14 protein-coding genes (1 of these 14 cut by a window edge) are annotated in these 24,483 nt (G+C 67.7%); 13 read left to right on the top strand and 1 reads right to left on the bottom strand.

The window, feature by feature from the left end:
• The first annotated feature begins 72 nt into the window (after positions 1-72).
• From QX128_RS16080 to QX128_RS16050, 7 genes are all read left to right on the top strand, one after another.
• The gene (locus QX128_RS16080; protein WP_316237922.1) at positions 73-1,293 is read left to right on the top strand and encodes an amino acid ABC transporter substrate-binding protein; all 1,221 of its coding nucleotides are present in this window, start codon (positions 73-75) and stop codon (positions 1,291-1,293) included.
• Positions 1,294-1,368: 75 nt separating this feature from the next.
• Positions 1,369-2,244 carry a branched-chain amino acid ABC transporter permease gene (locus tag QX128_RS16075; protein ID WP_315752511.1) on the top strand — a complete coding sequence of 292 codons (876 nt, stop codon included), beginning with the start codon at positions 1,369-1,371 and terminating at the stop codon, positions 2,242-2,244.
• Positions 2,241-3,908: a branched-chain amino acid ABC transporter ATP-binding protein/permease gene (locus QX128_RS16070; RefSeq protein WP_316237921.1), complete on the top strand. Its 1,668-nt coding sequence runs from the start codon at positions 2,241-2,243 to the stop codon at positions 3,906-3,908. Before QX128_RS16075 ends, QX128_RS16070 begins: the two co-directional genes overlap by 4 nt.
• Complete coding sequence (locus tag QX128_RS16065; protein WP_316216154.1) at positions 3,901-4,659, top strand: ABC transporter ATP-binding protein; 759 nt, start codon at positions 3,901-3,903, stop codon at positions 4,657-4,659. Before QX128_RS16070 ends, QX128_RS16065 begins: the two co-directional genes overlap by 8 nt.
• Positions 4,656-6,107: an aldehyde dehydrogenase gene (locus QX128_RS16060; RefSeq protein ID WP_316237920.1), complete on the top strand. Its 1,452-nt coding sequence runs from the start codon at positions 4,656-4,658 to the stop codon at positions 6,105-6,107. Before QX128_RS16065 ends, QX128_RS16060 begins: the two co-directional genes overlap by 4 nt.
• Before the next feature lie 346 nt (positions 6,108-6,453).
• On the top strand, positions 6,454-7,584 hold the full coding sequence (locus tag QX128_RS16055) for a PepSY-associated TM helix domain-containing protein (protein WP_316237946.1): 1,131 nt from the start codon (positions 6,454-6,456) through the stop codon (positions 7,582-7,584).
• Positions 7,581-7,829 (top strand): hypothetical protein, encoded by a 249-nt coding sequence (locus tag QX128_RS16050; RefSeq protein ID WP_316237919.1) that lies wholly within the window; start codon positions 7,581-7,583, stop codon positions 7,827-7,829. Before QX128_RS16055 ends, QX128_RS16050 begins: the two co-directional genes overlap by 4 nt.
• Positions 7,830-7,896: 67 nt before the next feature.
• Here QX128_RS16050 and QX128_RS16045 read toward each other — a convergent pair whose 3' ends face one another.
• Positions 7,897-8,241: a hypothetical protein gene (locus tag QX128_RS16045; protein WP_316180539.1), complete on the bottom strand. Its 345-nt coding sequence runs from the start codon at positions 8,239-8,241 to the stop codon at positions 7,897-7,899.
• Between the two features lie 252 nt (positions 8,242-8,493).
• Here QX128_RS16045 and QX128_RS16040 point away from each other — a divergent pair, with 252 nt between their 5' ends.
• The 6 genes from QX128_RS16040 to QX128_RS16015 all read left to right on the top strand — a co-directional run.
• Complete coding sequence (locus QX128_RS16040) at positions 8,494-10,788, top strand: TonB-dependent siderophore receptor (protein ID WP_316237918.1); 2,295 nt, start codon at positions 8,494-8,496, stop codon at positions 10,786-10,788.
• Between the two features lie 355 nt (positions 10,789-11,143).
• Entirely contained in the window at positions 11,144-11,374 is a 231-nt protein-coding gene (locus QX128_RS16035; protein ID WP_316237917.1) for an MbtH family protein, read from the top strand.
• A gap of 20 nt (positions 11,375-11,394) precedes the next feature.
• Positions 11,395-12,123, top strand: coding sequence for a thioesterase II family protein (locus QX128_RS16030; protein WP_316237916.1), 729 nt, complete (start codon positions 11,395-11,397; stop codon positions 12,121-12,123).
• 122 nt (positions 12,124-12,245) lie between these two features.
• The gene (locus tag QX128_RS16025) at positions 12,246-13,172 is read left to right on the top strand and encodes a TauD/TfdA family dioxygenase (protein ID WP_316216158.1); all 927 of its coding nucleotides are present in this window, start codon (positions 12,246-12,248) and stop codon (positions 13,170-13,172) included.
• A gap of 42 nt (positions 13,173-13,214) precedes the next feature.
• Positions 13,215-22,937 carry a non-ribosomal peptide synthetase gene (locus QX128_RS16020; RefSeq protein WP_316237915.1) on the top strand — a complete coding sequence of 3,241 codons (9,723 nt, stop codon included), beginning with the start codon at positions 13,215-13,217 and terminating at the stop codon, positions 22,935-22,937.
• On the top strand, positions 22,934-24,483 hold the 5' portion of the coding sequence (locus QX128_RS16015) for a non-ribosomal peptide synthetase (protein ID WP_316237914.1). Its footprint extends 5,029 nt past the window's final position; the window shows 1,550 of its 6,579 coding nt (coding positions 1-1,550); it begins with the start codon at positions 22,934-22,936; its stop codon lies beyond the right edge, outside the window. Before QX128_RS16020 ends, QX128_RS16015 begins: the two co-directional genes overlap by 4 nt.

Raw genomic sequence — 24,483 nt, 5'->3', positions numbered from 1 at the left:
CGCCGGGGCAGAGGAACGTCACCGATTCACCCGCGCGGTCCGCGCGCGTGAACATGGGAGGAGGACAGAGAGATGACTTCGACCAACCGTCGTCAGGTGCTGCGGATCGCGGGAGCGGCAGCGATCGCAGCCGGCTTTGCCGTATCGGCCGCGCAGGCCCAGGCGCAGGACAAGATCCGCATCGGCTATGCGATCTCGAAGACCGGCCCCTATGCCGGCGGCGCCGGCATCACCACGCTGCCCAACTATCAGCTCTGGGTGAAGGACGTGAACGCGGCCGGCGGCATCAAGCTCGGCGACAATAGGCTGCCGGTCGAGATCGTCGAATATGACGACCGCAGCTCGTCGGAAGAGGCGGTGAAGGCAATCGAGCGCCTCGCCAACCAGGACAAGGTCGACTTCATCCTGCCGCCCTGGGGCACCGGTCTCAACCTCGCGGTCGGTCCGACCTTGAACCGGCTCGGCTATCCGCATCTCGCGGTGACGTCGGTGACCGACAAGGCGCCAGAGCTCGCCAAGCGCTGGGCCAATGCCACCTTCTGGCTCGGCACGTCGGCGCAGATCTCCAACGGGCTCGCCGAGCTGCTCGGCAAGCTGAAGAGCGAGGGCAAGATCGGCGGCACCGTCGCGATGGTCAGCGTCGCCGATCAGTTCGGCATCGAGCTGGCCGCCGCCGGGCGCGAGGCCTTCAAGAAGGCCGGACTGACCGTCGCCTACGACAAGACCTATCCGATGGGCTCGCAGGACCTGCAGCCGCTGCTCAAGGATGCGATCGCGAGCAACGCCGATGCCTTCGTCGCCTTCAGCTATCCGCCGGATACGATCGGGCTGACCGAGCAGGCGCAACTGCTCAAGTACAATCCGAAGGTCTTCTATGTCGGCGTCGGCACGGCGTTCCCGCTGTTCAAGGGCAAGTTCGGCGCGGGCAGCGACGGCGTGATGGGCATCGGCGGCTGGAACGCCGACGCGCCCGCGCTCAAGGACTATCTCGCCCGCCACAAGGCGGCGACCGGGCAGGAGCCGGATCGCTGGGCGAGCCCGATCACCTATGCCAGCCTGCAGGTGCTGCAGCAGGCGATCGAGAAGGTCGGCAAGGTCGACCGTACCGCGGTCGCCAAGGAGATCCGCGAGGGCTCTTTCGACACCATCATCGGCAAGGTGAAGCTGAAGGACGGCCTGCTGCAGGAGGTCTGGAGCGTCGGCCAGTGGCAGAACGGCGAGTTCTACGCCCTGGCGCCGGCCTCGCTGCCCGGCGCACGCGCCGCGGTCGTGCCGAAGCCCGAGTGGAAATAGCCGGAACGAGGTCGTGAGCTTGCGGACGCGCGTCAATGCGCGCGTCCGCGGGCCTCGCGCAAGAGGCACCATCCCATGCTGCTGTTCGACATCCTGCTGCCCGGTCTGGTGCTGGGGGGCATGTATGCCCTGATCGCGCTCGGCCTGACGCTGCAATATGGCGTGGCGCGCATCATGAACCTGTCCTATGGCGAGTCGCTGGTCGCGGCCGCGTTCGGCACGCTGTCGCTCTATTCCGGCCTGCAACTGAGTCCGCTGCTGGCGCTGCTGCTGGCGATGCCCGCCGCGGGACTGCTGAACTGGCTGCTCTACAGGCTGTTGCTGCAGCGCCTGATCCGCCGCGGCAAGGACGCCGGTGCCCAGGAGGTCGACAGCATCCTCGTCACCTTCGGCGTGCTGTTCGTGATCCAGGGCATCATGCTGGTCGCTTTTGGCGGGCAGTATTACAGCTACAGCTATCTCTCCATTCCCGTGACGGTGCTCGGCTCGACGCTCGCGGTGAACCGGCTGGTGGCGCTCGGTTTCGCCGCGCTGATCGGCACCGGCGTCTATCTCGCGCTGACGCGGACGAGGATCGGTACGGCCGTGCGTGCCGTCGCGGTCGATGCCAATGCCGCGCGGCTCGTCGGCATCGATGTCGCTTGGCTCGCAGGACTGGCGTTTGCGTTCGGTGGTGGACTGGTCGCCGCCGGCGGGGTGCTCGTCAGCATGTTCCTCACCTTCAACGCCTCGATGGGCGTCGTCTTCACGATGAAGGCGCTGGTGGTCGTGATCATGGGGGGCGTCGGCAATGTCATGGGCGCGCTGGCCGCAGGGCTGCTGCTCGGCGTCGTCGAGACCGCGGTGGCGCGGCTGGTCGATCCCGGGCTGACCTTGGCCGCGACGTTTGCGATGTTTCTCGCCGTGCTGCTGATCCGGCCGACCGGACTGTTCGGAAAGGCGGCGTCGTGATCAGCCCTGGCAAGATTCTCGCCTGGTGCATCGGGCTCGTCGGCGTTGCCGCAGCGGTCACGCTGCCGCTCTATGCCAACGGCTACTATCTCGCGCTCGGCATCAGCATTCTCTATTTCACCGTGCTGGCAACCGCCTGGGCCATGTTTTCCGGACCGACCCGCTACGTCTCGCTGGCGACGGCTGCGTTCTTCGGCATCGGCGCCTATACGGCGGCGGCGACGGGCGAGACGCTGAGCTGGCCGCTGCAACTGATGACCGCTGCGGGTGTCGGCGCCGTCGTCGCGGCCATCACCGGCCTGTCGACGCTGCGGCTGTCCGGCATCTACTTCATCATCTTCTCGTTCGGCCTGGCCGAGCTGATCCGCCAGCTCGTGATCTGGTACGAGGTCAACATCCACAAATCGGTCGGCCGCTATTTGTTCAGCGACATCACCCAGGAGATGCTGTACTGGCAGCTCTGCGCGCTGACGGCGCTGGTCTTCCTCACGGGCTTTCTGCTGACGCGCTCGCGCTATGGCCTCGCGCTGCGCGCGATCGGCGCCGACGAGACCGCCGCGCGCCATTCCGGCATCGATGCGACGGCGGTGAAGCTCGGGGTCTTCATCCTCAGCGCGATGTTCATGTCGGTGACCGGCGCGATCATGGCGCCGCGCTGGACCTATATCGATCCGGCGATCGCGTTCAATCCGATGATCTCGTTCCAGGTCGTGATCATGGCGCTGCTCGGCGGCGCCGGCTCGCTGATCGGCCCGGTGCTCGGCGTCATCCCGCTGGTGCTGCTGTTCGAGGTGCTGACAGCCGCGCTGCCGAACCATTTCAGCATCGTGCTCGGCCTCATCTTCATCGGCATCGTGATGGCGCTCCCGAAGGGCGTGATCGGGGTGGTCGATCGGGTCTGGCGGCGCGAGCCCAAGGTCGCCGGCGCCAAGCCGGAGCAGGGCGGAACGCTGCTCATCGCCGAGACCGTCGGCAAATCCTTCGGCGGCCTGCGCGCCGTCGACAAGGTCAGTCTCGACGTCCGCGCCGGCGAGATCCTCGGCGTCATCGGTCCCAACGGCTCCGGCAAGACGACGCTGCTCAACATGCTCTCTGGCGCGCTGGTGCCGTCGGACGGCACCATCCGCTTCGACGGCACCGTCATCAACGGCATGGCCGCCCACCGGATCGCGCGGCTCGGGCTTGCCCGCACCTTCCAGTTGGTGCGGGTGATGCCGGACCTGACGGTCGCCGAGAATGTCGCGGCGTCGGCGTTGTTCCGCACGCGCCAGACCGGTGCGGCCGCGGAATCGATCCATGAGCTGCTCGCCCTGGTCGGCCTCGATGGCATGGCGGAGATGCTGGCGGGCGATCTCACTTACATCGACCAGAAGCGGCTGGAGCTCGCCCGCGCGCTGGCGTTGCATCCGCGTGTTGTGCTGCTCGACGAATGGCTGGCCGGGCTCAATCCGACCGAGCTGGAGACCGGCATCGGACTGATCGCCTCGCTGCGCGACCGCGGCATCACCATCGTGATGGTCGAGCATGTGATGGATGCGATCCGCGCGCTGTGCGGCCGCTGCGTGGTCATGAGCGCGGGCGTCGTGATCGCGCGCGGCACGCCGGGCGAGGTGCTCGCCGATCCCACCGTGATCACGGCCTATCTCGGAGAGCCCGATGCTTGAGATCGCGCGGCTGTCGCATGCCTATGGCAAGCACCAGGCGCTCACCGACGTCGCGCTCGAGGTCGCGCGCGGCGAGATCGTCGCCATCCTCGGCGCCAATGGCGCCGGCAAGTCGACCCTGCTGAAGGCGATCGCGGGACTGATCCGGCCGTCGCCCGGGGCCGTGATCCGGCTCGGCGGGACGGACATCGCCTCGCTCGCGCCGCATCTGATCGTCGAGCGCGGCATCGCGCTGGTGCCGGAAGGCCGCGGCGTCTTCGGCGATCTCACCGTCGCCGAGAACCTCCAGCTCGGCGCCTATCCGGCGCGCGCCCGCGACGGCGAGGCCGCGCGGCTCGCGCACGTGCTGCAACTGTTTCCGCGCCTTACCGAGCGCATGAGCCAGGCCGTCAGGACCATGAGCGGCGGCGAGCAGCAGATGGTCGCGATCGGCCGCGCGCTGATGTCGCGGCCCGAGCTGCTGCTGCTCGACGAGCCGTCGCTCGGACTGTCGCCGCTCTTGAGCCGCGAGGTGTTCCGGGCGCTCAAGACGATCCGCGGCGACGGCGTCGGCATCCTGATGGTCGAGCAGAACGCGCGCGCCAGCCTGGACATCGCCGACCGCGTCTACCTGATCGAGCAGGGGCGCAATGCCGGCGAAGGCGCGGCGTCCGAGATGAAGAACAATCCCGACATCCAGCGCGCCTATCTCGGCCAGTCGCGCGCGCCGAAATCTCCAGCAACCTCCAGCGAATCCGGGAGTCTTCCATGAACGCGATCAATCTCCTGATTGGCGGCAAGGATCAGTCCGCCACCAATCAGCGCACCTTCCAGCGCCTCAATCCGATCAGCGGCGAGATCGCAACCATCGTCGCGGCGGCGTCGATCGACGACGCGCTGCGCGCCGCCGATGCCGCCGCGGCGGCGTTTCCGGCGTGGTCCCGGCTCGGCCCTGGCGAACGCCGCAAGCGGCTCAATGCGGCAGCCGATGCGCTGGCGCGCAATGCACCGGAGTTCGTCGCGCTGATGATGGCCGAGACCGGCGCCACCGCGGGCTGGGCCGGCTTCAACGTGCATCTCGCCGAGGGCATGCTGCGCGAGGCCGCGGCGATGACGACGCAGATCGCGGGCGAGGTGATTCCGACCGACGTGCCCGACAACATCGCGCTGGCGCATCGCCAGCCGGTCGGCGTCGTGCTCGGCATCGCGCCGTGGAATGCGCCGGTCATCCTCGGTGTCCGCTCGGTGGCGATGCCGCTCGCCTGCGGCAACACCGTGGTGCTGAAGGCCTCGGAGATGAGCCCGGGCGTGCATCGGCTGATCGGCGCGTGCCTGGCCGAAGGCGGTCTCGGCGACGGCGTCGTCAACGTCGTGACCAACGCGCCCGAGGATGCGCAGGCCGTGGTCGAGGCGCTGATCGCCCATCCCGCGATCCGCCGTGTCAACTTCACCGGCTCGACCCGCGTCGGCCGTCTCATCGCCATGGCCTGTGCCAGGCAATTGAAGCGCGCGCTGCTCGAGCTCGGCGGCAAGGCGCCGCTCGTCATTCTCGACGACGCCGATCTCGACGCCGCGGTGAATGCTGCCGCGTTCGGCGCCTTCATGAACCAGGGCCAGATCTGCATGTCGACCGAGCGCATCGTGGTCGACGACAAGGTGGCGGATGCATTCGTCGCGAAGTTCGCCGCCAAGGCCAACAGCCTGCCTTACGGAGATCCGCGCAAGGGCGACGTGGTGCTGGGCTCGCTGGTCAGCGCCGCCGCCTGCGACCGTGTCGGCGGCCTGATCGAGGACGCGGTGGCCAAGGGCGCGGTGCTGGCGGCCGGCGGCCGCGGCAGCGGCACGATCATGCCCGCGACCATCGTCGATCACGTCACGCCGGCGATGCGCATCTATGGCGAGGAGAGTTTTGGTCCCGTCGTCACCGTCGTGCGCGTCAGCGGCGTCGACGAGGCCGTGCGCGTCGCCAACGACACCGAATATGGCCTGTCGTCGGCGGTGTTCGGCCGCGACATCGCTCGCGCGATCGCTGTCGCCAAGCGGATCGAATCCGGCATCTGCCACGTCAACGCGCCGACGGTGCATGACGAGCCGCAGATGCCGTTCGGCGGCGTCAAGGCCTCCGGCTATGGCCGCTTCGGCGGCAAGGCCGCGATCGACGAGTTCACCGAGCTGCGCTGGATCACGGTGCAGACCGGCGAGCGGCACTACCCATTCTGAGGCGGGAACTCATCCGTGGCCCGGCTCTGGCGCATCGTCGGATGCAGCCGGAGCCGGTTGCATTCCGCGCGGCCATGCGCGGAAACGATTCGAACTGTGTCCGAGACATCGGCAGCAGCGACGTCGGCGCGCGACGTCGCGGCGGTGAGACGCGCCCCCGCCGGGCATCGATGGTGCGAGGTGCGATCGAAATTCACGTTGCAGCTCCGCTGGTTGCGGCAGACAGGCGCGCTACTTTAAAGAAATTCCAACGGCTTTAGATCGATTCAGTTTGCTGCGGCCCTTCTCTTGCCGGACGTTCGGCTCAACACGTGCAACGTCGATGACGAAGGGTGGGTTCGAGCGCATGCGGCTGTGGGTTCAGGTTCATACGTGGACGTCGCTGATCAGCATGATCTTCCTGCTGATGCTGTGCCTGACCGGGCTTCCGCTGATCTTCCATGAGGAAATCGATCATCTGTTCGAGGACGAGATCGCCGCGCCGGCGATGCCGGCCGACACGCCGCTGCTGCCGCTCGACCGCCTGATCGCGGCGGCCAAGCAGCAGTTGCCGCAGCAGCATGCGCTGTTCGTGAGCCTGAAGCAGGCGGAGCCGCTGATCGTGGTCGCGATGTCGCCGACCGCCATTCCGGTGCCCGGGCAGTTTCATCGGCTCACCGTTGATGCGCGCACCGGCGTCGTGCTCGGCGAGGAGGCGCCGCATCAGGACGTCATGGACGTGATCCTGCGCATCCACCGCGACATGTTCACCGGCCTGCCGGGCGAGCTCTTTCTCGGACTGATGGGACTGGTGTTCGCGGCGTCCATCGTCTCGGGCGTCGTCGTCTACTGGCCCTTCATGCGGCGCCTGCAGTTCGGCACTGTGCGGGATCGCTCGGCGCGGCTGAAATGGCTCGACCTGCACAATCTGCTCGGCATCGTCACGGTGAGCTGGGCGCTCGCGGTCGGTCTGACCGGCACCATCAACACGCTGGCGGTGCCGCTGTTCGACCTCTGGCGCGCAAAGACCATGCCGGCGCTGCTCGCGCCCTATCAGGGCAAGCCGCTGGCGGAAGCAAAGTCGATTGAGGCCGCCGTCGGCGCCGTCCGCACCGCATTCCCGGACCGGCTGGTGACGTCCATCACCCTGCCGACGACGACGCGGTTCGGCAGCCCGCAGCACCTGATGATCTGGACCAAGGGCCGCACGCCGTTCACCGCGCGCATGTTCAAGCCGGTCCTGGTCGACGCCCAGGACAGCAGCAAGATGGTCGTGCCCGAGCTCGCCTGGTACCTCACCGCGTTGCAGGTATCGCGGCCGCTGCACTTCGGTGACTACGGCGGCTTGCCGCTGAAGATCATCTGGGCCGTTCTCGACGTGATCACGATCATCGTGCTGTGCAGTGGACTCTATCTGTGGGCCGCCAAGCGCTGGGGCTTCCGCAGGAAGGCGTCAGGTGTCGTGGCATCGGCCGCGCCGGCAGTGGTGTCGACATGAGCTCCTCCGCTGCCTCGGCGACGCCCTCCTCCCGCGTCGCGCAACTCTCGACCTGGCAGGTGTTTCGTGCGCCGCTGCTGATCGGCCTCGTTGCCGCGGCCGGGCTCGCCTTCGGACTGTTCGGCGACGGCCTGTGGGATGGCCTGTGCTGGCTCGGCCTGTCGATTCCGATCCTGCTGTCGCTCGCCTACGGCACGAAAAGGAGCCGCGTCGCGAAGGCCGGAACGCAGGATGGGCCGCTCTGAGCGCTGACGTCCGCCGCCGGTCGGCGGAAGACGCCCCGCATCATTGACCTCGATCCGGGCCGCGGGACTACGCGCTCGGCCGGCCAACGATCCCACGCATCTCTTCTCTTACGCGTCTTCTCTCGCGCGCCGCGTCATCGCGATGGCCGCACGCTGCGTCGGCGGCGCGTGATCGGTCTCGCGCAGTGAGCGCCGCCGCGAGCGGCGTCTCTCCGCCCCGGAAACAAACAGATACCACGGTCACGATGCTCTCTCCGATCTGCGCGCGGCGCGGCGGAGATGCGGCGCATTTGAACGCAAAGATTGATTCAAAAGTGGCAATGTGATTAGTTATCATCGTACGATTGATCGAAATGATTTCGATGAGTTCGAGACGATTGGTGTCCTGAGTTGTATCAGCCGACACGATCACGTCGGCCTTCCGCGCGACATGCGCTTCTTTGGAAGGCTTCAAAGAAGCGGCGGGAAAAAAATCTCGTAGTAGCGGCAATCTGTTGAGCTGACCGATTCGGCGAGACTGTCGCTCGTTAGACGGGTTCTACGTCGCGCGACGCCATCCTCAAATACCTGTGTGTTAGGACCACCGACGAGCCGAGTTGGAACTTGGAATGATCGGGGTGTCAGGATGGTTTGTCGCATTTTGGATAAAGACGTTGGATTGACGATGTCGTTGGGACTTGTGAGCTCATTGGCGCTCACGCTGAATGTCGGAGGCGTTCAACCGGCCTTCGCGCAGACCAAGCTCCCCGACGTGACCGTCGACGCGCCGAAGCCGAAAGTCCGGCAGACCGCCTCGAGACCGCAGGCGACCGCGACGCGAGCCGCTCAGCAGCGCCGCGTCGCGCCGCGCAACCTGCCGCCGACCGCCCCGGTGGCCTACGTGACGCCGTCGACGGGAACAGTCGGCGCGCCGCCGTCGCCCTATGCCGGCGGCCAGGTCGCCAGCGGCGGCGGCCTCGGACTCCTCGGCAATCGCGGCGTCATGAACACGCCCTTCAACCAGACGAGCTTCACCTCGCAGCTCATCCAGAACCAGCAGGCCCGCACGATTCGCGACGTGCTGATCAACGATCCCTCGGTGCGGACGATCCAGGCGGCCGGCGGCGGCGCCGACAGCCTGTTCATCCGCGGCTTCTACTATGACAGCGGCGACTACGCCTTGAACGGCCTCGCCGGCATTGCGCCGTATTATTCGACGGGCGCCAATTTCATCGAGCGGGTCGAGCTGCTCAAGGGGCCGGCGGCTCTGCTCAACGGCATGACGGTCGGCGGCACCGGCGCCTCGAGCGGCGGTGCGGTCGGCGGCAGCGTTAATCTCATCACCAAGCACGCGCCCGACACCGACATCACGCAACTCACGGCGACCTTCGCGTCGCGATCGCAATTCGGCGAGGAGGTCGATGTCAGCCGCCGCTACGGCGAGCACAAGGAGTGGGGCGTCCGTCTCAACAGCAAGTATTCCAACGGCAATACGCCGTGGGACCGCCAGACCGACGAGTTCGGAAATGCTCACCTCGCGGTCGACTATCACGGCGAGAACGTACGCGTCGATGCCGATATCGGCTATCAGGCGGACAAGCTGAATCCGCCGCTTCGCTTCTTCACGGTCGGCCCGACCACGACCAGCATCGCGTCGCCGCCGCCGTCCGGCACCAACTTCCAGATGCCGTGGGCCTATTATGCGCCGACCGATTTCTTCTCGACGGTCAAGGGCGAGGTCGATCTCAGCGATCACATCACGGCCTACGCAGGGTTCGGCTATCACGACAGCAACATCAACTATCGCTATACGTCGCCGGTTCTCGGCAATAACGGCGTTCTCACCGGAACCCCGCTTACGGGGAGCGAGACCTATGAGACGTTGGCGGGCGAAGCCGGCCTTCGGCTGACCGCCGACACCGGGCCCGTCAACCACGCCATCAATGTCGGCTACTCCGTCACCGATCGCACCTATACCCAGCGTGTGGTCACGGGGACGCTGTCGGCGGCGACGCCTTGGAATCTCTATCGTGATCCCTCGAACATCGCGCTGCCGGGATTCTCGTCGACGCTGGCAGCCAATCAGATCGTCGGCGCGAATCTCTGGAGCGTCGGCGTCTCCGACACGATGTCCATTCTCGACAAGAGGATCCAGCTGACCGTCGGTGCGCGCCGCCAGACCGCGGGGACCGAGATAACGAATTTCGTCGCGCCGGGGTCGAGCAGGCCGTTCGCGGACACCTCGGTTTGGACGCCGGCCTATGCGCTCGTCATCAAGCCGGTCCAGCAGGTCGCGCTCTACGCCAACTATATCGAGGGTTTGCAGACCCCGGCCGTCGTCACCGGCAACTTCAGCAATGTCGGCACGGTGTTTCCACCCGGGCAGACCAAGCAGGTGGAGACCGGAATCAAGGTCGATTTCGGCCGCATCACGACGACGCTCAGCGCCTTCGACATCTCGCGCCCGAGCATCATCAGCGTCGCAACGGCAGGGGTGGCATTGCCCGCCCAGGTGCTCAACGGCTTGCAGCGAAATACCGGAGCTGAGTTCAACGTGTTCGGCGAGATCACGCCGGAGCTGCGCCTGCTCGGAGGCGCGGCCTACACCCACGGCGTGCAGGAGAAGACGCAAGGCGGCACGACGGACGGCAAGCGCGCCATCGGTGTGCCCGAACTGACGGTCAACCTCGGCGCCGAATGGGACACGCCGTTCGCACGCGACCTGACCCTGACGGGCCGGGTCGTCTACACGGCCGCGCAATATGTCAACGCAACCAATACGCTCTCGTTGCCAGATTGGACGCGGGTGGACCTGGGCGCGCGCTACAAGTTCACCTCGCCGTGGAACGGCAAGCCGATCATCGTTCGCGCCAGCGTCGAGAACGTGTTCGACAAGACCTATTGGGCGTCCGCCTATAGTGGCGTGATCACGCTGGGCGCGCCGCGCACCTACCTCGTTTCCACGACGTTCAACTTCTGAAGCGTCGACGTACATGAGGGCGACCAGGCCGCCGCACGGCAGATGTGCGGCGGCTTGGTTAGTTGGAGCGACGCGTAGAGTTGCATGTCCATTCGACGGAGAGCGTGCGGTCCGTGGCGCGCATGCCAAGGCGGGCAAGCGAATGGAGCGTGATGCAACACTGAACTACACGGCAATTGCTGTAGAGCCGCCGGAATCACCGACTTAAAGCCGATGCATCCAGATGTTGAGTCGTCACCCGCGTGTCACCTTGGAGAGATTAAAAACTTCGATCGGCGGTATCCTTTTGACTGTCATTATCAACTGCATTACTCGTAGTTCATCAACGTCGCTTGTTAGTAGGGAGTAGCCGGTCATGATGGTCTTCGACAGGGACGACGTCACCTTCACCGTCGTCGTGAATCACGAAGAGCAATATTCGATCTGGCCGACATTCAAGGACATTCCGAACGGGTGGACGGCCAAAGGCGTCACCGGGAACAAGAAGGAATGTCTGGACCATATCGAACAGGTGTGGACCGACATGCGGCCGCTCTCGCTGCGGAAATTCATGCAGGAGAACACGCAGGCCTCTGCCGAATCCTGAAGCGAGGGAGGATGGCTGCCATGCGGCTGATCTGTTTGCCCCATGCCGGCGGCAGCGCCATGGTCTACGCGCGCTGGAGGAGAGGTCTTCCGTCCTGGATCGAGGTCCTGCCGCTGGAGCTTCCAGGACGCGGGGCGCGGATGGACGAGCCGCTGCAGACGGATGCGGCCGTGCTGGCCGATCAGCTCGCGTCCGAACTGATCGGGGCGCCGTTGGCGCAGCCCTACGCTCTGTTCGGGCACAGTCTTGGCGGCTTGCTCGCCTTCGAGCTCGCGCACCGGCTGCTCGCGCGCGGTGCGCCGCGGCCGCAGATGTTGCTCGTGTCCGGAACGGAAGCGCCGGCCGTGCGCGACGGCAGCCGCTGGCGCGAGCCGCTCGGCGACGACGCGTTGCGCGACGAGCTTCTCAGGCTGAACGGCACACCGCCGGAGGCGTTCGAAAGCATGGAGATCATGCGCAGCGCGCTGCCGATCCTGCGGGCCGACTTCCTGATGTGCGGGACCTACGTCTATCAGCGGCGCCAGCCGTTGCCCTGTCCGCTGCACGTGTTCGGCGGCGATCTCGACGAGACGCGCGCCGAGGCGCTGGAGGCGTGGCGGGCCGAGACCTCCGGCGCGTTCGGCCGCGACACGTTGCCGGGCGACCATTTCTTCATCCATAGCCGGCAGGCGGATCTGCTGAATCTCCTTGCCGCATTGCTGGCACGCGCGGCCCGGCCGGAGCTCGCCGTTGCTCGCGCGGGGCCTTGAGCGGCGTGCCGAAAGCGTGGCCCAGCCGGCGAGCCGGCTGGTGATGAGACTTTGATGCTGAAATCGACGGGAGACGGGGAGAGGTCATGTTCGCAACACAATCTAAAGTAGAGCAAGATTCGTTGCCGTTCCTTCTGCGGGCCAGCCGCGAGCAGCAGCCGCTGATAGAGGCCGTCAGCGACGTCCGCGACATGATCGAGCGTCAGCTCTACGCCTGCGGCGGAATTCTCTTCCGTGGCTTCCATCTCGATGGCGCCGAGGCGTTCAGGAGCTTTGCCGCGAGCTTCGGCCATCCGCTGCTGTCCTACGAATTCGGCTCGACGCCGCGATCGAAGGTCAGCGCCGGCGTCTACACATCGACCGAATATCCGCCGCACCAGAGCATCCCGCTGCACAACGAGCAGGCCTATACGCGCGACTGGCCGATGAAGATCTGGTTCTATTGCGAGCAGGCGGCGCAGCAGGGTGGCGAAACGCCGGTCGCCGACGGCCGGCTCATCCACCGCGACATGCCTGCCGCGATCCGCAACCGTTTCGCCGAGCGCGGCGTCATGTATGTCCGCAACTATGGCAGCGGTCTCGACGTCGACTGGCGGCAGGTGTTCGGCACGGAGTCGAAGGCCGAGGTCGAGGCCTATTGCGCCGCGCATGCCATCGCCTGCGAATGGAAGGATGGCGACGAATTGCGGACACGGCAGGTCTGCCAGGGGACCGCGGTGCATCCCGTCACCGGGGACATGGTGTGGTTCAATCAGGCGCATCTGTTCCACGTCTCCAGCCTCGCGCCCGAGGTTCGGGAGAGTCTTCTCGACATCGTCGGCGATCCGCTCGAGCTGCCGCGCAATGCGTTCTACGGCGATGGTGCGCCGATCGAGGATGAGACGCTGGCCACGGTCCGCCGCGTGCTCGACCGGCACAAGATCGTCTTCCCGTGGCAGACCGGCGACGTCGTCATGCTCGACAACATGCTGACGGCGCACGCGCGCGAGCCGTTCAAGGGGCCGCGCAGGGTGATCGTCGCGATGGCGCAAGCCCATCGCGTGAACTGAATCCGCGCAATCGAGCACCAGCCGCGATCGGACCTTCGCAAGATGCCGCCACAGACCCTCGTCGAACGACTCCGTGAGCATGCCGCCTCGCGTGCCGATCATCCGGCGCTGCGCTTCATCGAAGGCGACGACGTCGTCGACGAGCTGTCATTCGCGGCGCTGGACCGGCGCATCCGTGCCCTTGCCGCGCATCTGCGGGAGCGCGCGCGAGCCGGCGAGCGGGCCGTGATCCTGCTGCCGAACGGGCCGGACTATGCAGTCGCGTTCTACGCCTGCCTCTATGCCGGGGTCATCGCCGTGCCGGCCTATCCGCCGGAGACCGGCAGGGAGCGCTACGCGAGCCGTCTCGACGGCGTCCTGCGCGACGCCGCGCCGCGGCTCATTCTTACCCAGGCGCGGCTTCGCGACGCCGTCACGGCCTGTGTGGGCCAGATCCGGGCCGATGTCGTTGCCGTCGACGAGGTGCCGGTCGGCGCGGCCGTCTCCTGGCGCGAGACGGAGCTGAACGGCGATGCGATCGCGTTCCTCCAATATACGTCGGGTTCGACATCGCAGCCGAAGGGCGTCTGCGTCACCCACCGAAACCTCGTCGCCAATGAGATTGCGATCGAGGCGGTGCTCGGCGGCACCCGGGATGACGTGTTCGTCAGCTGGCTGCCGCTCTATCACGACATGGGATTGATGGGCGGATTGCTCAATCCGCTGTTCACGGGTTTCACCGCGGTGCTGATGACGCCGCGCAATTTCCTCGAGCAGCCGCGGCGATGGCTCGAGGCCATCGATCGCCACGGCGGCACCTGCAGCGGCGGGCCGGACTTCGCATTCGCGCTCTGCGCGGACCGGATCTCGGATGCGGCGATCGCGCACCTGGACCTTAGCCGCTGGCGCTTCGCGTTCTCCGGCTCGGAGTTCGTGCGGCGCGCGACGCTGGATCGCTTTGCCGCGCGCTTCCGGCCTGCGGGCCTCGATCCTCGCGTTCTGACGCCTTGCTACGGCCTTGCCGAGGCGACCTTGCTGGTGACCGCAGGCGACAGCGCGAGCCTGGCGGCTTGTCATACGCTCGATTCCGCAGCACTCGCCGGCGGCCGTGTTGCCGATACCGACGCAGGGACGGACCTGATGGTCTGCGGCACCGTGGCCGACGGTCACGCCGTCCGCATCATGAGAACCGATGCGTCCGCCCAGGCCGAGGCGAACGAAGTCGGAGAGATCTGGGTCGCGGGTCCGAGCGTCGCGCAGGGCTATTGGAACAATCCGGAGGCGACGCGGCAGACCTTCGTCGCGCGTGACGGCGCGCGCTGGCTGCGGACCGGCGACCTCGGATTCGTCCGTGACGGCGAGCTCGTCGTCACCGGGAGGCTCAAGGATCTGCTGATCGTTCGCGGCCAGAACATCTATCCATTCGACCTGGAGCAGGCTGTCGAGTCCGACGTGGCCTCGGTCCGGAAGGGGCGCGTCGCGGCCTTCCCGGTCGAGATCGATGGCGCCGAAGGCATCGGCGTGGCGGCCGAGTTCAGCAGGGCGGTGCTGCGGCGGACGCCGGCCGATGTGCTGATCAAGGCGATCGGCGATGCGGTCATGCGGCAGACGCAAGATTATCCGGCGGTGGTCGTGCTGCTGAACCCGCAGGGCATGCCGTTGACCACCAGCGGCAAGCTGCAGCGCTCCGCCTGCCGCGCCGGGTGGGCGCACGGCACGCTCGACAGTTTTAGGGTGTTCGAGCGGCGGCGTGAGGCGGCGGACCGGTCGCCGTCCTCGGAGCTTGCAACGGAAACCGAACGCCGTCTTGCGCTGATCTGGCGGGATGTGCTCCGGGTCACGGCCGTCGGCTGCGGCGACGACTTCTTCATGCTCGGCGGCAATTCGGTCGCAGCCGCCCAGGTCGCGGCGATGGTGCGCGAGCAGTTCGGAATCGAGCTCGCGCTGCGCAGCTTCTTCGATGCGCCGACGCTCGCAGCGCTTGCGGCGCTGGTCGATGCGGCCGGCACCGATGCAAGAGCGCTGGCGCCGCTGCAGCCGGCCCCGGCGGGCGTGCGCGAACTGCTGTCGCCCGCGCAGGAGCGGCTGTGGTTCCTCTGGAGCATGGACCCGGCCAGCACGGCCTACACCATCGCCTGCACGCTCCGCTTCGACGGCGCGCTCGATCAGGCGCTGCTGGTGCAGGCGCTGACCGAGATCATTGCGCGGCACGAGACGCTGCGCACCAGCTTTGCCGCGCCGGACGGTCGTGTCGTGCAGGTGATCCATGCGGCAACCGAGATTCCCGTCGCGGTCGAGGATCTACGGCGCAGGCCGGCAGCGGAGCGCGCGTCGCGGGCCGCGGCGCGGACACGCGAGGAGCTGGCGCGGCCGTTCGATCTCGTCGATGGCCCGCTGCTGCGCGCGGTGCTGATGCAGCTCGCGGACGATCGCCACGAACTGCTTTTGTCGGCGCATCACATCGTCGCCGATGGCCTCTCGCTCGACGTGCTGCTGGCTGAGATCGCCACGCTTTATGACGGGCTCCGGCGCGGAGCAGTCGCGCTGCCGCCGCCATCCGCCATCCAATATGCCGACTACGCCGCCTGGCAGCGGGAGTGGCTCGCCGGCCCCGAGGCCGCGCAGCAGCTCGCCTATTGGCGCGGGCGGCTCGGCGATGCGGATACGCCGCTCGCCTTGCCGTTCGACCGGCCGCGACCGGCGGTGCCGAGCTATCGCGGCGACACCATCCACCTCGCGATCCCGCCCGATCTGGCGCTGAAGCTGCGCGCGCTCGCCAGGGAGCATCGCGTCAGCATGTTCATGCTTTTGCTCGCCGCCTATCAGTTGCTGCTGTTCCGCTACTCCGGCCGCTCCGACCTGCGCGTCGGCGTGCCCGTCGCCGGACGCCGGCAGGCCGAGCTGGCATCGTTGATCGGCTGCTTCGTCAATACGCTGGTGTTGCGGGCCGACGTGGCCGACGGCATGAGCTTCGCCGAACTGCTGGCGCAGGCGAAAGAGGAGGTCATCACCGGGCTCGCGCATCAGGATCTGCCGTTCGACCGTCTCGTCGATGCGCTCAAGCCGGCCCGCTCCGGCGGCCACAATCCGCTGTTCCAGGTCAAGTTCAACTACATGGCCGCGCCGGCCGGACTTGCGCTCGGCGACGGCCTGCGCGCCGAGACGCGCATCGTCGATCTCGCCGGCTCGCATTTCGATCTCGCGCTCGATATCGTCGACGGCCCGGCGGGCATGGATGCGAGCCTGAATTTTGCGACGGATCTGTTCGATGCTGCCACGGTCGAGCGGATCGGCGGCCAGCTCGTCGATTTTCTGCGGCAGATCGCGGCCGGTCCCGACCGGCCGCTGCGCGACTTCGCGATCGCGCGGGACGTCAGGCAGACCGTCGCAGCGGAGGCGAAGAGCTTCCCCGCGACGGATATCCTCGATCTGATCGGCACTGCGTTTGCGGGCCGCGACGACCGGGTCGCGCTGCGTCAGGGACAGGACACTGTCAGCGCAGCCGGACTGGCGCGCTGGTCGGACCACATCGCGGGCGCGCTCGTCGCGGCCGGCGTCACGCGCGAGACGCCGGTGGCGTTGTGGATCGAGCGGTCGCCGGCCTTCGTCGCGGCGCTGCTCGGCATCCTCAAGGCGGGCGGCGCCGTCGTGCCGCTCGATCCGGCGTGGCCGGTGGCGCGCGTCGCGCGCATCCTTCGCGACGGTGGCATCGGCACGCTGATCGCGACCGGCGAGCATCTGGCCGCGGCGAGGGCGCTGGCGTGTCGTACGCTCGACGGCGCTGAGCGCGGCGACGCGTCTGCGTTCGAGGCCCCGCGGCCGCATCCGGCGCAGACCGCCTACATCATCTACACCTCAGGCTCGACCGGCACGCCCAAGGGGGTCGCCGTCTCGCGCGGCGCGCTCGCCAACTACGTGCAGGCGATGCTGTCTCGGCTGCAGCCGCCTGCCGGCGGCGGCATGGCGATGGTCTCGACGGTCGCCGCCGATCTCGGCCACACCGTGCTGTTCGGCGCGCTCGCGAGCGGTGTGACCTTGAACCTGCTGCCGGCCGATGCTGCGTTCGATGCGGATGCGTTTGCGCAAGCGATGCGCGATGGCGAGATCGGCGTCCTCAAGATCGTGCCGAGCCATCTGCGCGGCCTGTTGCGGGCGCGGCGCTCGGCCGACATCCTGCCACGCGACGTGCTGATCCTCGGCGGCGAGGCCTGCGATCCCGGCCTGATTGCAGAGGTCCGTCGGCTGCGGCCGCACTGCCGGATCGTCAATCACTACGGCCCGACCGAGACGACGGTCGGCGTGATAACCCATGAGTGGACGGACGCCGACGCCGAAGGTGTGGTGCCGGTCGGATTGCCGCTTGCGAACCTGCGCGCCTACGTTCTCGACGATGCGTTGAATATCGTGCCGGCCGGGGTCGCTGGTGAGCTCTACATCGGTGGCGCCGGGCTGGCGCGCGGCTATCGCGGCGCGCCTGGACAGACGGCCGAGCGCTTCGTCCCCGATCCGTTCGGAGTCTCAGGCGAACGCCTCTACCGCGCCGGCGATTTGGTGCGCTGTGATCAGGCGGGTCGGGTCGTGTTCGTGGGCCGGCGCGACGATCAGGTGAAGCTGCGCGGCTACCGCGTCGAGCCCGCCGAGATCGGCCGCGCCGTCTGCTCGTTGAATGGCGTCGCCGATGCCGCCGTCGTGGTCCGCGCCGTCGACGCGGAGCGGGAACGCCAGGAGCTCGTGGCCTATTGTGTTGCCGCGACAAACGTCGTGTTGCAGCCGGAGGCGCTGCGGCACCAGCTCTCGGCGATGCTGCCGGACTACATGGTGCCCTCGCGCTTCGTCGTGCTCGAGCGGCTGCCGCTGACCGCCAACGGCAAGCTCGACCGCGCGGCGCTGCCGCAGCCGGACGAGGACGTCGTGCTGTCCTATGCCGCCCCTGTCGGCGCGGTGGAGCAGGCGATCGCGGAGGTCTGGCAGGACGTGCTCGGCCGCGAGCGGATCGGCCGCAATGACAATTTCTTCGAGCTCGGCGGCGACTCCATTCTGAGCCTCCAGATCATCGCGCGGCTGCGCAAGCGCGGCGTCAGGCTGACGCCGAAGCAGATGTTCGCGCAGCAGACGATAGCGGCGCTGGCCGGTGTGGTTGCGACCACCTCCGCACCGGCCATGACGCCGCCGGCAGCAGCACGCAACGCAATGAACGCCTGCGCTGCGGAGCTGCTGCCGATCCAGTTGCGCTTCTTTGCCGACGACATTCCGAACCGCGATAACTTCAACCAGGCGGCGCTTCTGATCCCGCGGGACCGGATCGACTGGAGCGTGTTGCAGCGGGCACTCGCCGCCATCGTGAGGCATCACGACGCGCTTCGCGTGACATATCGTCAGGTCGCGGGCGAATGGCAGGCGGCGCCGGTCGACCTGCCTGCCGAGGCTGAGCTGCTTTGGATCCGCACGGCTGTCGAGCCGGCCGACATCGGTGCGATCGCGGCGGCGGCGCAGGCGAGCCTGTCATTGGCGGCGGGATCGCTGCTGCGCGCGGTCGGGTTCGACATGGCCGACGGCAGCCAGCGGCTGCTGATCGCGATTCATCACCTCGCCGTCGACGGCGTGTCATGGCGGATCCTGCTCGAAGACATCACGATGGCCTATGAGCAGCTGGCAGGGCAGGCGGCCGCCGTCACCCTGCCGTCCACGAGCTCCGCACCGTCGTCATGGGCGCAGCGGCTGCGCGCGCATGCGGCGTCCGATCGGCTGGCTGGCGAGATGGCCTTCTGGCTGGCGTCCTCGCGCGGCCGCGCGCTGCCCTGTGACGACGATCATGGCGGCGCCGATGTCGAGGCCGAGGCCGAGGAGGTCGTGCTCAACGTCGAGGCGGAGCTGACCGAACAGCTGCTCGATGCCGCGCCTGCGGCCTATCGCACGCAGGTCAACGACCTGCTGCTGGCCGCGCTGGCGCGCGCGCTCTGGAATTGGAGCGGGATCGATGGCGTCGCGATCGAGCTCGAGGGCCACGGCCGCGAGGATGTCTTTGCGGACGTCGATCTCACGCGGACGGTGGGCTGGTTCACCACCGCATTTCCGGTCTGTCTCGACGGCGGCAGCGAGACCGACCGTGCGCTCATCGCCCGCGTCAAGGAGAGCTTGCGCGCCGTGCCCGACCGCGGGCTCGGCTATGGCGTCCTGCGCTATCTCGGCGCGAAGGAGCAGCGTGAGGCGCTATCGCAGACGCCAAGCCCGCGCATCGTCTTCAACTATCTCGGCCGCTTCGATGGGCAGCTCGGCGCGTCGGCGCCGTACCGGATCGCGCCGGAGAATCCGGGACCGATGCGGGCCGCAGACACGCCGTTGCGGGCCTGGCTCACCATCAATGGCGAGGTGCGCGACGGGCAGCTGCGTCTCGGCTTCCGCTATGGCCGCCGGCGCTATCGGCGGGCCACCGTCGAACGGCTCGCGGAGCTCTATCGCGCGGCGCTGCAAGGTCTCGTCGATCACTGCCTCTGCGCTGCAGGCGGTCTCACCCCGTCCGACGTTCCGCTCGCGGGGCTCGATCAGGCGGCGTTGGACAGGCTCTGCGCGACGATCGACAGTCGCTCCGTCGAGGACATCTATCCGCTGTCGCCGATGCAGCAGGGCTTGCTGTTCCATGCGCTGCGCGATGGCGCTGATGACGTCTATGTCAACCAGCTCTCGATCGAGCTCCGCGGGGTGACGCCGTCGCAGGTGCGTGCGGCATGGCAGGCGGCGAGCGCGCGGCATGCGGCGCTGCGGACGGGGTTTGTCTGGCAGCAATTGTCCGGCGCGGCCCAGCAGATCGTGTACCGCCAGCTCGACGTTCCCGTCGTCGAGGAGGATTGGCGTGGCCGTATCGCTGATGGCGCCGCCGCGGCGGAGATCGATGCGGCGCTCGCGGAGGCGGCGGTGCACGAGCGCGAGCCTGGCTTCGACATCACGCGGCCGCCGCTGCAGCGGCTGCGGCTGGTCCGGCTCGGTGATGACAGGCTGCGGCTGATCTGGACGCATCATCACATTGTGCTTGACGGCTGGAGCTCGGCGCGGCTGCTTGCCGACGTCCTTCAGCAGATCGGTGGCGACGCCGCTTCGGCGGCACACAACAGCTATCGCGACTACATCGCCTGGCTGCAGACGCGCGACCAGGCGGCAGCCGCTGATTTCTGGCGCGAGACCTTGCGCGGCTTCGATCAGCCCATGCCGCTGGCCGATGCCTTGCGCGCCAGCCGCGCGATCGACGCTGCGAGCGGCCATGGCCGGCTGACTTTGCGCGTGGACGGCGATCTCGCGGCTCGCCTGCGGCGGTTCGCGACACAGCAGCGCATCACGATGAACACGCTGCTGCAGGGGACCTGGGCGCGATCGCTGCGGCAGTATACCGGGCAAAGCGCGGTCTGCTTTGGCGTCACGGTCTCGGGCCGTCCGGCCGAGCTGGCCGGCGCCGAGCACATGGTCGGCCTCTTCATCAACACGCTGCCGCTGATCGACCGCGCGCATCCGCACACCGCGACTGGCGACTGGCTGCGCGCGCTGCAGGCGCAGAGCGTCGCGGCGCGCGACTATGAGTGGCTGCCGCTGCACGAGATCCAGCGCCTGGCCGACAGGGCCGGGCAGCCACTGTTCGACAGCCTGATGGTGTTCGAGAACTATCCGATCGATCGGACGCTCACCGCGCGCGACCGGGCCGGGCCGCAGATCGGGCGGGTCGACCACGTGACGCCGACCAGCTATCCGATCGCGGTCATCGTGTTCGACGGACCGGAGGGGCTGCGCCTCGACTTCAACTACGATCGCGCGCAATTGGACGACCATGCGGTCCGCCAGGTGAGCGCGTCGTTGCGGGACTGGCTGACGCAGATATCGGCGGATGCCACCCGTCCGGTCGGCAGCCTTCGAATGGTCGACGGTGAGACACTGGCGTGCGTCCTGCGCTGGAGCGGAGCAGCGGTCGGCGAGACCTCATGCCGGCCGCCGTTCAGCGATTTGGTGCCCGGCCTTGTGGCGCAGATCGAGACGCGCGCGAAGGCCATCCCGGACGCGGTTGCGATCGTCAGCGGCGACCGCCGGATCAGCTACGGCGAGTTGAACGCACGCGCCAACCGGCTGGCGCGGCGACTGCGCGCGCGCGGGATCGGCGCCGATGTCCTGGTCGGACTGGCGCTGGAGCGCGACGCCGAGATGATCGTGGCGCTGCTCGCCGTGCTGAAGGCCGGCGCCGCCTACCTGCCGCTCGATCCGGACTATCCCGCCGAGCGCCTCGCCCACATGCTCCGTGATAGCGGCGCGAACTTGCTGCTGACGCAGGCCCCGCTACAGGATCGGTTCACGCGCGCGCTGGCCGACGGCGGAGTGGAGGCCTGGCTGCTGGATCGTGCCGACGAGGGCGGCGACACCGACAATCTCGACCTTTCCATTCATCCTGAGAGCCTTGCCTACGTCATCTATACCTCGGGCTCGACGGGCTTGCCCAAGGGCGTGATGGTACGCCACGGCGCATTGACGAACTTCCTGGCGACCATGGCCGAGCAGCCGGGGATCACGTCCGACGACCGCGTGCTGGCCCTGACCTCGTTGTCGTTCGACATCGCGGTGCTGGAGCTGTGGCTGCCGCTGACACGGGGCGCACGCATCGTGCTGGCCGACCGGGCGTCGGCGCAGGATCCGGCGGCGCTGAAGGCGATCGTGGCCAGGCACGGCGTGACCTTGATCCAGGCGACGCCGTCGAGCTGGCGCATGCTGCTCGATCATGACGGGGCCGCGAGGCTGCCGCCTGGCTGTCGCGCGCTCAGCGGCGGCGAGGCGCTGGCTCCCGATCTGGCGCGGCGGCTCGTCGCGCTGAGCGGCGAGGTGTGGAACCTGTATGGGCCGACCGAGACCACGGTGTGGTCCGCGCGTCACCGGCTGGACTCCGATGATCCAACGCCGGTGCTCGGCGGTCCGATCGGCAACACCACGCTTTACGTGCTGGACGCCAATCTCAATCTGCTGCCGCCCGGGGTGGCCGGCGAGCTGTTCATCGGCGGCGAGGGATTGGCCCGCGGTTATTGGAGGCGCGCCGGGCTCAGCGCGGAGCGCTTCATTCCGGATCCGTTCGGCCGCCCCGGTGCGCGGCTGTACCGGACCGGCGATCTGGCGCGCTGGCGTGCCGATGGCGCGCTCGACTATGTCGGCCGCGCCGATCACCAGGTGAAGATACGCGGACATCGCATCGAGCTCGGCGAGATCGAGGCGCGGCTGCGCGCGCTGCCCGGCGTCCGCGACAGCGTCGTGGTCGCGCAGGAGTTCGGCGGCGGCAGGACCCTGGTCGGCTATGTCAGCAGCGAGAGCATGCTGGATGGCGGCGAGCTTCGCGCGGCGCTCGCGGCCGTGCTGCCGGACTACATGGTGCCGTTGCGCGTCGTCGTGCTGCCGCGGCTGCCGCTGACGCCGAACGGCAAGATCGACCGCAAGGCGCTGCCGACGATGTCGCAAGGCGAGGCGCGGGACGACCATCAGGCTCCGGTCGGCGAGATCGAGAGCACGCTGGCCGGCATCTGGGCGGAGCTGCTCGGTCTCGACCGTGTCGGGCGGGCGGATCACTTCTTCAAGCTCGGCGGCCACTCTCTGCTGGCGGTACGGCTGCTCAGCCGCGTCGCGCAGGAGTTCGGCACGTCGATGCCATTGTCCGAGCTGTTCGCTCATCCCGAATTGGCGGAGCTCGCGCGCGTCCTCTCGATCAGGCTGATCGAGCAGGAGTTCGCCGAAGGTGAGCTCGAGGACCTGATGACGGCGGAGCTATCATGAGCGGACAATCAGGACAGCCTCGACTGCGCGACCTCGATCCGGACGCATTGCGCCAGCTGGCTTCGCGCGCACGGCAGCGCGGCCGCAACGCCGGCAGACGCGACGTCAACACCATCCCAAGCATCGATCGCGGGGGTCGGCTACCGCTCTCCTTCGCGCAGCAGCAGCTCTGGCTGCTGGCACAGCTCGAGGGCGGAGGCACGAACTATCACATCGACGTCGCGCTGCGGCTGCGGGGCCGGCTCGACATCGGCGCATGGCGCCGCAGCCTCGATCGGCTGTTCTCCCGCCACGAGGCGCTGCGGACGGTCTTCGTTGCCGAGCAGGGCGAGCCGCGAGCCATGCTGTTGCCGCCGGATACCGGCCTGCCGCTGGAGATGCACGATCTTCGCAGCCGGCCGGACCGCGAGACGCGGCTGGCCGACCTGCTGAATGCGTGGACGCGCGCGCCGTTCGATCTCGCTCGGGGTCCGTTGATCCGCGGCCACCTGATCAGTCTCGGCGATGATGATCACGTCTTTCTGCTCAGCCAGCACCACATCATCTCCGACGGATGGTCGATGGGCGTCATCGTTCGCGAGCTCTCGGCGCTGTATGGCGCCTTCGCCGCAGGCGGCGACGATCCGTTGCCGCCGCTGGCGATTCAGTATCCGGACTATGCAGCATGGCAGCGCCATGCGCTCACGGCAGATCGGTTGCAGCGGCAGCTCGATCATTGGACCGCCGTGCTGCAGGGCGCGCCATCCGTGCTGGCATTGCCGACGGACCGTCCGCGTCCCACGCCGCGATCCGACGCTGGCGCAGCGGTGCCTGTCGAGATCGACGACGGTCTTTCGGCCGATATCAGGCAATTGAGCGTCGCGCTCGGCGCCACCCCGTTCGTCATCGTGCTGGCGGCCTGGGCGATCGTGCTGTCGCGGCTGGCCGGCCAGCAGGATCTCGTCATCGGCACGCCGACGGCCAATCGGATGCGTTCGGAGCTCGAAGGCCTGGCCGGCTTCTTCGTCAACATGCTGGCGCTGCGGCTCGACCTCTCGGATGATCCTGCTGTGGTCGAGCTGATCGAGCGAGTGAAGACGGCCGTTCTTGCGGCGCAGGATCATCAGGACCTGCCATTCGAGCATCTTGTCGAGGCGCTCCAGCCGCCGCGGCATCCGGAATACACGCCCGTGTTCCAGGTGGTGTTCGCATGGCAGAGCCATGATATCGGCTCATTGGCGCTGCCCGGCCTGGCGGTCGAGCGCCTTGCGACCGAGCAGCACAAGGTCAAGTTCGATCTCGAGCTCGATCTCAGTGAGAGCCGTGGCCGCATCTCCGGCAAGATCAACTACGCGACGGCGCTGTTCGACGCCGAGACCGTGCGGCGCTATCGCGGCTATCTGCTGGCTACGCTGCGCGCCATGGTCGCTGACACCAGCCAGCCGGTCGACCGCATCGAGCTGCTACCGGCCGAGGAACGTGCGCTGCTGCTGGACAGCTGGAATTGCACCCGATCGTTCACGCCGGCCGACTGCTGCATCCAGGATCTCATTGCCGAGCAGGCACG

Source organism: Bradyrhizobium sp. SZCCHNR1015 (assembly GCF_032489875.1).
GTDB lineage: Bacteria > Pseudomonadota > Alphaproteobacteria > Rhizobiales > Xanthobacteraceae > Bradyrhizobium.
Note: the sequence above shows the minus strand (reverse complement) of the source record. Positions and strands in the feature narration are given on the sequence as shown.

Excerpts from the sequence above, each read along its gene's own strand:
- QX128_RS16080 (WP_316237922.1), top strand. The coding sequence starts at position 73 with ATGACTTCGACCAACCGTCGTCAGGTGCTGCGGATCGCGGGAGCGGCA.
- QX128_RS16075 (WP_315752511.1), top strand. The coding sequence starts at position 1,369 with ATGCTGCTGTTCGACATCCTGCTGCCCGGTCTGGTGCTGGGGGGCATG.
- QX128_RS16065 (WP_316216154.1), top strand. The coding sequence starts at position 3,901 with ATGCTTGAGATCGCGCGGCTGTCGCATGCCTATGGCAAGCACCAGGCG.
- QX128_RS16060 (WP_316237920.1), top strand. The coding sequence starts at position 4,656 with ATGAACGCGATCAATCTCCTGATTGGCGGCAAGGATCAGTCCGCCACC.
- QX128_RS16055 (WP_316237946.1), top strand. The coding sequence starts at position 6,454 with ATGCGGCTGTGGGTTCAGGTTCATACGTGGACGTCGCTGATCAGCATG.
- QX128_RS16050 (WP_316237919.1), top strand. The coding sequence starts at position 7,581 with ATGAGCTCCTCCGCTGCCTCGGCGACGCCCTCCTCCCGCGTCGCGCAA.
- QX128_RS16040 (WP_316237918.1), top strand. The coding sequence starts at position 8,494 with ATGTCGTTGGGACTTGTGAGCTCATTGGCGCTCACGCTGAATGTCGGA.
- QX128_RS16035 (WP_316237917.1), top strand. The coding sequence starts at position 11,144 with ATGATGGTCTTCGACAGGGACGACGTCACCTTCACCGTCGTCGTGAAT.
- QX128_RS16030 (WP_316237916.1), top strand. The coding sequence starts at position 11,395 with ATGCGGCTGATCTGTTTGCCCCATGCCGGCGGCAGCGCCATGGTCTAC.
- QX128_RS16020 (WP_316237915.1), top strand. The coding sequence starts at position 13,215 with ATGCCGCCACAGACCCTCGTCGAACGACTCCGTGAGCATGCCGCCTCG.